Origin of the sequence: Prevotella jejuni (assembly GCF_900187995.1) — a bacterium.
Taxonomy (GTDB): Bacteria; Bacteroidota; Bacteroidia; order Bacteroidales; family Bacteroidaceae; genus Prevotella; species Prevotella jejuni.
Genome location: NZ_FZNZ01000012.1, coordinates 76809 through 89791, shown reverse-complemented (window position 1 = coordinate 89791; position 12983 = coordinate 76809). Strand labels below are relative to the sequence as shown.

General features: G+C 43.2%; 8 protein-coding genes. 3 read left to right on the top strand and 5 right to left on the bottom strand.

All coding sequences use genetic code 11. From position 1 onward, the window contains the following. Positions 1-492 precede the first annotated feature (492 nt). The 3 genes from CHB62_RS06150 (at position 493) to CHB62_RS06140 (ending at position 5561) form a co-directional block, all read left to right on the top strand. Complete coding sequence (locus tag CHB62_RS06150; RefSeq protein ID WP_089366122.1) at positions 493-1176, top strand: T9SS type B sorting domain-containing protein; 684 nt, start codon at positions 493-495, stop codon at positions 1174-1176. 189 nt (positions 1177-1365) lie between these two features. After that, entirely contained in the window at positions 1366-4194 is a 2829-nt protein-coding gene (gene uvrA / locus CHB62_RS06145) for an excinuclease ABC subunit UvrA (RefSeq protein WP_089366121.1), read from the top strand. 179 nt (positions 4195-4373) lie between these two features. Then, entirely contained in the window at positions 4374-5561 is a 1188-nt protein-coding gene (locus CHB62_RS06140) for an AGE family epimerase/isomerase (RefSeq protein ID WP_089366120.1), read from the top strand. 828 nt (positions 5562-6389) lie between these two features. Here the strand turns inward: CHB62_RS06140 and CHB62_RS06135 are convergent. The 5 genes from CHB62_RS06135 to carA form a co-directional block, all read right to left on the bottom strand. Then, positions 6390-6887, bottom strand: a complete 498-nt coding sequence (locus CHB62_RS06135; RefSeq protein WP_089366119.1) for a low molecular weight protein-tyrosine-phosphatase — start codon at positions 6885-6887, stop codon at positions 6390-6392. Positions 6888-6901: 14 nt separating this feature from the next. Beyond that, positions 6902-7750 (bottom strand): patatin-like phospholipase family protein, encoded by an 849-nt coding sequence (locus CHB62_RS06130; protein ID WP_089366118.1) that lies wholly within the window; start codon positions 7748-7750, stop codon positions 6902-6904. 90 nt (positions 7751-7840) lie between these two features. Next, positions 7841-8422, bottom strand: a complete 582-nt coding sequence (locus CHB62_RS06125) for a hypothetical protein (protein ID WP_089366117.1) — start codon at positions 8420-8422, stop codon at positions 7841-7843. 157 nt (positions 8423-8579) lie between these two features. Next, entirely contained in the window at positions 8580-11804 is a 3225-nt protein-coding gene (carB, locus tag CHB62_RS06120; RefSeq protein ID WP_089366116.1) for a carbamoyl-phosphate synthase (glutamine-hydrolyzing) large subunit, read from the bottom strand. Continuing rightward, positions 11804-12880: a glutamine-hydrolyzing carbamoyl-phosphate synthase small subunit gene (carA, locus tag CHB62_RS06115; RefSeq protein WP_089366115.1), complete on the bottom strand. Its 1077-nt coding sequence runs from the start codon at positions 12878-12880 to the stop codon at positions 11804-11806. Before carA ends, carB begins: the two co-directional genes overlap by 1 nt. Positions 12881-12983 lie beyond the last annotated feature (103 nt).

Sequence of the window (12983 nt, the reverse complement as noted above, 5' to 3'; positions counted from 1 at the left end):
GTTCTTGAACGCAGTTAGGCCTCTTCTATGAGCATGAAAAGCATGTAGTAGCTTTAAGGGGAGCGAAAGATAGTGACAAACTAACAAGGAATTTTGAGCTGACGGGGAATGATTCTATGAGGAGTTAAGGAGTGAAAGGGAGTGAAAAGGAGTTAAGACAACACCGTTTATACTCTATTATGAGGGCTAAAAGGAAATGATTCTATGAGGAGTTAAGGAGTGAGGGGGAGTAATTTCATAAGGTGTTAAGGGGTAAAAGGGAGTGAAAAGGAGTTAAGACAATTCCATCTACACTTTTGATAAGGAGTGATGGGGAGTGAAAAGGAGTTAAGGCAACATCGTTTACACATTTTTGTAAGGAGTGAAACCACCGATGAAGAAATACGCAGTATTATCTTATCCAGACAGGAACATTTACTTGTCTGTATGGGAAAAATTGTGTAAATTTGCACGATTATACAATTTTCAAGGTAACATAAACGAACGATAAGGATGAAACAACATAAACCACGGATATTCGCCATACTGCTTTCAATGGTGCTATCTACAGTAGCTTGGGCACAAAACTGCCAGCCATCGGGCAAATATACAGATGCGAATGGTGAGACAAACACGATTGCAGCTGGTGATACTTATAGTGGTTCAGCTCCATTAACAATAACTTTCACAGCCAACCCAGCTACCACAACGGATGCAGCAACAAACTACGAATGGCACTTCTTCAACCAGAAGAATCCTCGTTCGGCCTTTCTTATCCGTTATGATAAGGACACGGAATACACGTTCACAGAGGCTGGTACGACGAGGGTAATACTCTATGAGATTCTAAATGGTGACACCACACGCTATAACCCGATAAGTCTGTCGATTAGTGAGAGTAGTCTACAAATGCCTAATGCATTCTCACCTAATGGCGATGGCATCAATGATATCTATCGTGCAAAGCCTGGCTATAAGAGTATTGTAGAGTTCAAAGCAATCATCTTTAACCGTTGGGGACAAAAGATATACGAATGGGACGACCCTGCTGGTGGCTGGGATGGTAAGTATAAAGGCAAAGACGTTGCCCAAGGAACTTACTTCGTCAATGTAACCGCCAAAGGAGCTGATGGCAAAGAGTTCCACATCCGACGAGATGTTAACCTTCTCAGAGGTTACACACAGTCGACGAGATGATGATGGGTGGGTGATAGGTGATGAGTGATGGGCGGTGATGAATAGCGATTTTCATCTGTGGTTATCTTCAAGGAAACCATCAACACAGTACTAATCATCAACACCCATCACCCAACACCAAACACCCAACTATCCATCAACACCCAACATTCAACACCAAACACCCAACATTTAACACCCAACAACCCCATGAACGAGAAAATAGAAGTCTTCGGAGCAAGAGTACATAATCTAAAGAATGTAGACATAACCATCCCACGTAACTCACTTACCGTCTTCACTGGACTGTCTGGATCAGGTAAGAGTTCGCTTGCATTCGACACTATCTTCGCCGAAGGACAGCGTCGATACATTGAAACCTTCTCTGCTTATGCACGCAACTTCCTTGGTAATATGGAGCGTCCAGACGTCGACAAGATTACAGGATTATCCCCTGTCATCTCCATCGAACAGAAGACAACAAACAAGAACCCCCGCTCGACCGTTGGTACAACAACTGAGATATACGATTTCCTACGCCTTCTTTATGCACGTGCAGGTGAAGCCTATTCTTATATGAGCGGTGAGAAGATGGTGAAATACACCGAGGAGAAAGTGGTAGACATGATTATGTCTGATTATCAAGACCGCAAGATATATATCCTCTCACCACTTGTTCGCAACCGTAAAGGACATTATCGTGAGCTCTTTGAACAGATGCGACGCAAGGGATACTTGTACATTCGTGTCGATGGAGAGGTACAAGAGCTTACACGTGGTATAAAGGTAGACCGCTACAAGAACCATAACATCGAGGTTGTTATCGACAAGATGAAACTTGGTGGTACGGAGAATGAGACACTACGTGAGCGTCTGGCAAAGACGGTCTCAACGGCCATGAAGCAAGGAGAAGGCTTGATAATGATTCTTGATAACGAACGAGACGAAGCTAAATATTTCTCTAAACGACTGATGGACCCAGTCACTGGGATAGCATACAAAGACCCTGCTCCAAACATCTTCTCCTTTAACTCGCCCGAAGGAGCTTGTCCGCAGTGTAAAGGATTGGGTGTGATTGATGAGATAGACCTAAAGAAGGTGATTCCTGATGATAAGCTTGACATCCATAGTGGAGCTATCGTACCGTTAGGAAAGTATAAGAACCAGATGATTTTCTGGCAGATAGATGCACTCTTAAAACGATATGATTGTAGCCTCAAGACCCCTGTCAAGGATATTCCAAAGGAGGCAATGGATGAAGTTTTGTATGGTTCTTTGGAGAAATTAAAGATTGCTAAAGAGCTTGTACACACCACCTCCGACTACTTTGTGTCCTTTGATGGTATCATTAAGTACCTCCGCACCGTGATGGAGAACGATGATTCCTCAGCTGGGAAGAAGTGGGCCGACCAGTTCATAGCCGAAGCACAATGTCCTGAATGTCATGGTCATCGTCTTAATCGTGAGGCTTTATCTTACAAGATATGGGATAAGAACATTGCTGAACTTGCAGAGATGGATATAACCGAACTGCGAGATTGGATAGACCATGTTGAGGAACACATGAATGAGAAACAGCGTACAATCGCTGTAGAGATAGTGAAGGAGATACGTAAACGTATAAATTTCTTACTCGACGTGGGCCTTGATTATCTTGCATTGAACCGTCAAAGTGCTACGCTTTCAGGTGGTGAAAGCCAGCGTATCCGCCTTGCGACACAGATAGGCTCACAACTTGTTAATGTTCTTTATATCCTTGATGAACCATCTATCGGACTTCATCAGCGTGATAATGAGCGTCTTATCAACTCGCTAAAAGAGCTGCGCGACATGGGAAACACGGTCATCGTGGTAGAACACGACGAAGACATGATGCGTGCAGCCGACTGGATTGTAGACATCGGACCAAAAGCTGGACGCAAAGGTGGCGAGGTTGTCTTCCAAGGAACACCTGCAGACATGCTCAAGACACACACACTTACCGCACAATACTTGAACGGTGAGCGTAAGATAGAGATACCTAAGGAACGCAGAGAAGGTAATGGAAAGACGCTACAGCTCACTGGCTGTAAGGGTAATAACCTGAAGGACGTAGACGTAACCTTCCCACTTGGCGAACTAATTGTCGTCACTGGTGTGTCTGGTTCAGGTAAGAGTACGTTAATCAACGAGACCCTACAGCCCATTCTCTCACAACACTTCTACCGCTCACTGAAGCGTCCAATGCCTTACAAGAGTATTGAAGGGATTGACAACATTGATAAAGTAGTCAATGTTGACCAAAGTCCTATCGGCCGTACACCACGTAGTAACCCTGCTACTTACACTGGCGTTTTCTCCGACATACGCCAACTCTTCGTCAATCTCCCCGAAGCTAAGATACGAGGCTACAAGCCTGGACGATTCTCTTTCAATGTGAAAGGAGGACGTTGTGAGGCCTGTGGCGGTAATGGCTACAAGACTATTGAGATGAACTTCCTACCTGATGTAATGGTACCGTGCGAGGTCTGCCATGGTAAACGCTATAACCGTGAGACGTTGGAAGTGCGTTTCAAGGGAAAGTCAATAGCCGACGTGCTCGACATGACGGTTAACATGGCTGTAGAGTTCTTTGAGAACGTACCACAGATACTACCGAAGATTAAGGCACTACAGGATGTTGGCTTGGGCTATATCAAGCTTGGACAAAGCTCTACAACCCTCTCTGGCGGTGAGAGTCAGCGTGTTAAGTTGGCAACAGAACTTGCAAAGCGTGACACAGGTAAGACCCTTTACATCCTTGATGAGCCTACAACAGGTCTGCACTTTGAAGACATACGTATCTTGATGGACGTCTTACAGAAACTTGTTGACCGTGGCAACACCGTTATCATCATCGAACACAACCTCGATGTCATCAAACTTGCAGACTACATCATAGACATGGGACCAGAAGGTGGTCGTGGTGGCGGTCGCATGTTGAGCTGTGGTAGACCAGAAGAGGTGGCAAAGAACAAGGAGAGCTACACTTCTCGCTTCCTTGCGAAAGTTCTGAAATAAGTCATAGCTATCAAGAATAAAGTTACAAGTTATCATCTCTTTTATTTGGATAATCGGTAAATTAGTTCTAAATTTGTCGGGCTTCTTTGATGAAGGAAGGACTCAGTAAGATCGTTCCTTACCCACCCTACACAGCTATCCATTGGAGAATAAACATATAGATAATATCACCTAAGATTATGAATAAGAAAGAATACTTACGTTCATGGGCTGAAACCTACAAGAACGACCTAACAAACAACATTATGCCTTTCTGGTTGAACCATGGTTGGGACAAGGAGAATGGCGGTATATACACCTGCTTGGACCGTGATGGATCCTTAATGGACACAACGAAATCGGTGTGGTTTCAAGGACGATGGGCCTTCATCTGCGCTTTTGCATACAACAATGTAGAGAAGAACCAAGAGTGGCTTGAAGCCTCTAAGTCGGCTATCGACTTCATTGAGAAATATTGCTTTGACAAGGACGGACACATGTACTTTGAGGTGACAGCAGAGGGTAAGCCACTGCGCAAGCGTCGTTATGTTTTCTCAGAGACATTCGCAGCAATAGCCTTTGCCGAATACTCTTTGGCTACAGGTGACAAACACTATGCAGAAAGAGCGTTGCAGGTGTTCCATGATGCACAGCGCTTCCTCTCTACACCAGGTTTTCTCCCTGCTAAGTATGAGCCTACAGTAGAGATGCAGAGCCATTCTATCATTATGATTCTCATCAACGTTGGTTCACGTCTGCGTGCGGTGATTGACGACCCAACACTGACTCAGCAGATTGATGAGTCTATCTCATTGCTCCGTCGCTACTTCATGCACCCAGAGTTTAAGGCGCTGCTTGAAACAGTCGGTCCAAAGGGAGAGTTCATTGATACCAATGCAACACGTACTATCAACCCTGGTCATTGTATTGAAACGGCATGGTTTATCATGGAGGAAGCAAAGTTGCGCAACTGGGATAAAGACCTACTCGACACTGCCCTCACCATCTTCGATTGGTCATGGGACTGGGGATGGGACAAGCAATATGGTGGTATCATCAACTTCCGAGACTGCCGTAACCTCCCACCACAGGACTACTCACAGGATATGAAGTTCTGGTGGCCACAGTGCGAGACAATCATTGCCTCCCTCTATGCTTACCTTGGAACAGGCGACGAGGAATATCTCTATCGTCATCAGCGTATTAGCGAGTGGACATACGCCCACTTCCCTGATCAAGACTATCCTGAGTGGTATGGTTACCTACATCGTGATGGAACCGTTGCACAGCCTGCAAAGGGTAATATCTTCAAGGGTCCATTCCACGTTCCACGTATGATGATAAAGGGATATATGCTCTGTCAAGAGATATTGAAGACTATGGAATAGTTATAAGCTACGAAAGAATAAAACAAAGAGTCCCATAATATAACTAATAATAGTTTGTTATGGGACTCTTTTTGTGTAGTTCTGATGTAGGAAATGATGGAGCTAACGAGAGATAGAAACCACTTAATAAGACTCAAGAAAGAAACATCCTTGGACTCTATTGGCCATCATCATAATTGATAAGGGATAGGTAATGGTTTTGAGAAGGGCAAGAAAGAATTTCAGTAAATCCTTACTTTTTCATGTCACAACACCCTTATTCCTTCCTCTATCCCATCTTCTCCCCACGTTTTAAGGCTTATCTTATCTTGTCCGGATGTCCTGGACAGATTGTCCGAAGGCCTCGGACAGGTTGTACGGAGGCTTCGGACAAATTGTACGAAGGCCTCGGACAAGTTGTACGGACGCCTCGGACAGATTATCCGGAGACTTCGGACTGGTTGTAAAGATGTTGTAAACCAATAAAAAAGGACTCATCACCCTACTCTCCCAGCTCGGTGTCAGTTATATAACTACAAGTTCTTGATGATTCAATCACCTATGTGAGCGACACTGCATTCAACCTCTTTAGTGTTCGTCTTCCTATTCTTCTAAGCCTTTTAATAGCTCCTTGCAAATAGAACATTTCCCACAACTTTGCTTCAGAGAGTCGATAACGCAGCATTTCACCTAAAACTAAATTTGCTGTCATTACTGTCATTCAATATTGTCACCTAACACATTAGTTTACAACGAGATTACATGAAATGTTAAATATGACAGCAAAATGAAATGAAAAATATTTCTGTAATTGTGAGTCTTATATTCAGTCTTCGTTAATAGACTTTATCAATGATTTGATAGAGCTTTTAAGATACCCTCACAGCCGTCTTCTATCAAATCAAGAGCGAAGTTGAAATCCTCTGTACCACCATAATAAGGGTCGGGAACACAAGTAGCTGAAGGGTGCTGAGTGAAGAAATCTGCCATTCGAATAACCTTCTTTCGGGCCGTCTCATTCGGTGCTTGCGACGTAATATTACGATAGTTCTCTTCGTCCATAACGACAATCTTATCGAAACAATCAAAATCTCTGCTTGCATCAAACTGCCGAGCATGATGATTGACATTATACCCACGCTGCCTTCCACACTCTCTCATCCGCTTGTCTGGAAGCTGTCCAACGTGCCAACCCCCAATTCCTGCTGAGTCTATCAAGTATAGGTTGCCCCACCCTCGTTCGTCAACAAGGTGTTGCATCACAGCATGAGCCGCTGGAGAACGGCATATATTGCCTAAACAAATAAACAAGATACTTACTTTCTCTTCTGCTTTTGTCTTCATCATTCGTATTCTGTTTCTTATAATGCAAATAGTTTCTTTATCTCATCTAACCTCTCTAAGGCTACTTCCCTACCCTGTTCATACGTTGCTTGCATCATTGCTGGGTCGTGTGAGAAATGTCCTATTGTTAGTTTTGCTTTAGGACGAAGCACTAAGGTGTTAGGCTTCTTTTCTTCTTCACAAACATAAGCTAACTGTTCATTATACATGATATGGCGTTGCTCCAAAGCTTTTACGACACGGGGATGACGATGCAACCACATACGCATAAGAGGCATCAGTGAGTTTGGCTCCATCACAAAGTCCTCTGGTTGAGTAAGAACAACCAAATTACGCTCATATCCTTGCTCCTGAAAGAAGCGGAGAGGGATAGAATCAGCAATACCACCATCTAAAAGTTTCTTCCCTTCTACCGTCACAATACGAGCAGCAATAGGCATAGATGCAGAGGCACGAATATACTCTAAACAATTATTATCAACCTCCATCAGTCGCTTATACTCCGCTTTACCCGTTCCAACGTTTGTACATACAGCCCAAAACTCCATTGGATTCTCACGGAAAGTATCAACATCGAAGTAGTCAATATGACGAGGCATATAATGATAAGCGTATTCACCACCATAGTAATCACCTGTTGTTAAGAGTGAACGCAAAGAAGCATAACGCCAGTCGTTTACCAACTTTTTGTTGTATCTTATCGCCCGTCCTGGCTGTTTTGACTTCATATTACAACCAAAGGCAGCACCAGCAGAAACACCAATCACACCATCAGGCCATATCTCATTCTCCATCAAAACATCCATCACACCAGCTGAAAACAATCCGCGCATGGCGCCTCCTTCTAATACAAGTCCTTTCTTCATTATCCTTTATATTATCTATACGACCAACTAATAATATCACGATATGGGAATTAGAGAAAACAAAAATTCCCATGGTAACACACTACCCTCTTATCTTCTTTTAGCCAAGGTCGCAATGGCATCAAAGTTATAAACAAGTGTTCCGCTGGTAAAAGTGGTTGTTTCTATCTTGAAAGAACGATACTTACGGAGACAGTCAACGAAACCTATGGGGTCTTGAACAAATGCGGAGTCAGTTTGTTTACTGATTCCAGGCTTATAACTGAACCTCCCCACCTCTTCTCCGTATGCGTAGACACGTACAAAATTAGTTGTATCATAACTATTACCAGCAAACTGCTCACCATCACCAAGTATCATACAAGCCTCAACTCCAACACGTCCAAGATATCTAACTCGTATCGTCATACGGTTAGAAGGAGTTATCTGTGATTTCTTATTTGGTGCACTTTGTGTCTTGGCAACAAGTGAGTCATTCTGATAAGACCATGACGATACATACGTCCCATCACCAGACGAATTACTATCAAGGTCGACAGCCATCATTGTGTCAACCTGTGTCGTATCATAATGTCCTACTCCTCGTGAAGAATAACCTGAACATGACATAATAGCAAAGGCCATAACAACCACAAAAGATGTAGGAAGAGCCCGCATAGATAGTAGTTTCATATTCTAAAAGTAAAAGGGTCAAGAGAGTAAAAGGCAGTAAACACATTACCACCTCGTTCTCAAATAAAAAGTTAAGGGAGTTTAGAAATATGTATGAATACCCTTAAAGATAACTTATCTCTAAACTCCCTATACGCTTATTAATATCTGAAGAGCATTAATACTCGCCCCATGCCTTGATATCAATATCATCCATTCCGACATTGCAGAAGGCTGAAATAAACGCACTTGCCAGTCGGCTATTCGTTATCAATGGTACATTGAGGTCGATAGCAGCACGACGAATCTTATAACCATTGGTCAACTCACGTGGCGTAAGGTCTTTTGGCATATTCACAACCATGTCTATCTTCTTCTCATGGAGAAGTTCAAGCGCCTGTGGATGCTGTCCTTCGTCTGATGGCATATAGACGAGTGTGTTCTCAATACCGTTCTCTGTGAGATACTTTGATGTACCGACTGTTGCATAAAGTTCATAACCATGCTGCTTCAACATCTTTGCTGCATCGAGCATCTCAGCCTTCTGCTTTGCGCCACCTGTTGACAACAAGATTGTCTTCTTTGGTATTCGAAGACCAACTGACAGCATTGATTTCATCAAAGCTGTAGAGGTATCATCACCCAAACAACCTACCTCACCAGTAGAACTCATATCAACACCCAACACTGGGTCAGCCTTCTGTAAACGATTGAAAGAGAATTGAGACGCCTTAATACCTACGTAATCAAGGTCGAAGAGGTTCTTATTAGGCTTCTCAACAGGTGCACCAAGCATAATCTTAGTAGCCAAGTCGATGAAGTTGAGCTTCAACACCTTACTAACGAATGGGAATGAACGGCTCGCACGGAGGTTACACTCAATAACGAGGATATCGTTATCACGTGCCATAAACTGAATGTTGAATGGTCCGTTGATGTGCAATTTCTTCGCAATCTGACGACTGATGCGCTTGATACGGCGCATTGTTTCAACATAAAGTTTCTGAGGTGGGAACTGGATAGTAGCATCACCAGAGTGAACACCAGCAAACTCAATATGCTCAGAGATAGCGTATGCCATAATCTCACCATCCTGTGCAACAGCATCCATCTCAATCTCCTTTGCATGTTCAATGAACTTACTTACCACAACAGGATGGTCTTCACTGACATTTGCAGCCAACTGAAGGAAGCGAGTAAGCTCATCCTTATTAGAACAAACATTCATAGCAGCACCTGAAAGGACGTAAGATGGACGTACAAGTACTGGGAAACCAACACGGTCAACGAACTTATCAATATCGTCCATACTTGTCAATGCACTCCATTCTGGCTGATTGATACCATTCTCTGTAAGCATTGACGAGAACTTAGCACGGTCCTCAGCGTTATCAATATCCTTTGCTGATGTTCCAAGAATGGACACGTTCTCCTCATCAAGATACATGGCGAGATTATTTGGAATCTGTCCACCTGTAGACACAATCACACCATGTGGGTTCTCTGCATCAATGATATCCATGACACGCTCGAATGTTAACTCATCGAAATAGAGGCGATCACACATGTCATAATCCGTTGACACTGTCTCTGGATTATAGTTAATCATGATAGAACGATAACCCTGACGACGGATGGTATTCAATGCCTGAACACCACACCAGTCAAACTCTACAGAACTACCAATGCGGTAAGCACCTGAACCAAGTACGATAACTGAGTTACGATCATTAGAGAATGTAATGTCAGAAGCCACTCCTGCGTATGTAACGTACAGGTAATTGGTCTGTGCTGGATATTCCGCAGCCAACGTATCTATCTGCTTAACAACAGGAAGAATACCAAAGCTCTTACGTAAACGACGAACGATTCTCATAGCTTCGTGCATCTTCTTGCACTCTTCCTCCAACCCAACAGCACGTGCGATTTGGAAGTCAGTAAAGCCATAAACCTTTGCTGTACGCAAAAGTTCCTTATCAAGTGTGTTGATATTCTTTGTCTTCAGTTCCTCATCAATATCTATGATATGCTTGAGTTTATTAAGGAACCAACGGTCAATCTTGGTTAGTTCGTGAATCTGGTCAACCGTATAGCCCTTGTGCATCGCCTTAGAAATAAGGAACACACGCTTGTCGGTAGGTTCACGCAACGCTGCATCAAGATCGTCTATCTGCAACTCTTTGTTCTCAACAAAGCCGTGCATGCCCTGTCCTATCATACGAAGCCCCTTCTGAATGGCTTCCTCGAAGTTACGACCAATAGCCATTACCTCACCAACAGACTTCATACTTGAGCCTAACTCCCTATCCACACCACGGAACTTACTGAGGTCCCAACGTGGAATCTTGCAAACTACATAGTCAAGTGCTGGTTCGAAGAAAGCAGAAGTGGTCTTTGTAACAGAGTTCTTCAACTCAAAGAGTCCGTAACCCATACCCAACTTAGCAGCAACAAAAGCAAGAGGATAACCAGTTGCCTTACTGGCAAGAGCTGAGGAACGAGACAAACGAGCATTTACCTCAATAACACGATAGTCTTCACTCTCTGGGTCGAAAGCATACTGAACATTACATTCACCAACAATACCAATATGATGTACTATCTTTATAGACAGTGCACGAAGCTTATGATACTCGCTGTTAGAAAGGGTCTGAGATGGTGCAATAACGATAGACTCACCTGTGTGAATACCAAGTGGGTCGAAGTTCTCCATGTTACAAACTGTTATACAGTTGTCGTAACGGTCACGAACAACCTCGTACTCTATCTCTTTCCAGCCCTTCAAACTCTTCTCCACCAATACCTGAGGAGAGAATGAGAAAGCCTTCTCACAGAGTGTATTCAGTTCTTCCTCATTATCGGCAAATCCACTACCAAGACCACCTAATGCGTATGCAGCACGTACAATAACAGGATAACCGAGGTTCTTTGCAGCCACTCGTGCTTGCTGAATATCCTCACAAGCCTCACTCTTGATTGTCTTTACATCTATCTCATCGAGTCGTTCAACGAAGAGTTCACGGTCTTCAGTGTCCATGATAGCCTTAACAGGAGTACCTAAAACCTTTACATTATACTTCTTCAGAACTCCTGTCTTATCCAACTCAACACCACAGTTTAGTGCTGTCTGACCACCAAAAGACAGGAGGATGCCGTCGGGACGTTCCTTCTCTATAACACGCTCAACGAAGTAAGGTTGAACTGGAAGGAAGTAGATTTGGTCGGCAACACCCTCTGATGTCTGTACTGTTGCGATGTTTGGATTAATCAAAACAGTAGAAACACCCTCCTCACGTAAGGCCTTTAATGCCTGTGAACCAGAGTAATCAAACTCGCCTGCCTCACCAATTTTCAATGCGCCTGAACCAAGTATCAGGACTTTCTTTATTGACTCGTCTTTCATTATTTCAGTGTTTCTACAAATTTATCAAACATAAAGTAAGTATCAACCGGACCAGAGCAAGCCTCTGGGTGGAACTGAGAAGTGAACCAAGGGTTCTCCTTATGACAGATACCTTCATTACTTCCATCATTCATGTTAACGAAGAGTTCCTGCCAATCCTTGTCTAAGGTTGATGCATCAACGGCATACCCATGATTCTGTGAGGTGATATAACACTTATTTGTACCCACCATACGAACAGGCTGATTATGTCCACGATGACCATATTTCAACTTATAAATCTTTGCTCCTGCAGCCTTTGAAAGCAACTGGTTACCCATACAAATACCACAGATAGGCTTCTTACTCATACTCATCTGTTTACGAATAACCTCAACAGCATCATTACACATGTCTGGATCACCAGGTCCATTAGCCAAGAAAAGACCATCGTAGTCCATTCCTGTATAGTCATAGTTCCAAGGAACACGAATAACTTCTACTCCTCTATTAATAAGTGACCGGATAATATTGGCCTTTACACCACAGTCTACAAGTACTACTTTCTTACCAGCACCCTCGTTATAACGGATAATCTCCTTGGTTGAAACACGGTCAACAAAGTTCACTCCCTCGTAATCGGCCTCTGGGATATTATCTGGTTCATCATCAAAGAGAATCTTACCCATCATCACTCCATGCTCACGCAGCACCTTTGTAAGTTCACGTGTATCAATACCAGTAATGCCTGGCACATGCTCACGCTTCAACCACTCAGCCAAACTCTCCACTGCATTCCAGTGAGAATACTCCTCTGTGTAGTCTGATACGATTAAAGCCGATACATAGATTTTATCACTCTCCATGAAGGTTGGGATACCACTCTCCCCTATAGTAAAAGGTGGTACACCGTAATTACCTACCAATGGGAAGGTCATTGTTAATAGCTGACCCGCGTATGAAGGGTCGGTTAAGCTCTCTGGATAGCCCATCATAGCAGTGTTGAAGACTACTTCACCAGCCACTGGGGCGTCATATCCAAACGACTTTCCATGGAATTTTGTTCCGTCACTTAAGACTAAAGTTACGTTCCTCATTGCTTATAGTATTGTTGGATTGAAATTTCTATTCATGAAAAGAATTATTTCTTATCGTGAAAAGAATTATTTCTTATCGTGAAAAGAAATCTTTCTTTTCATG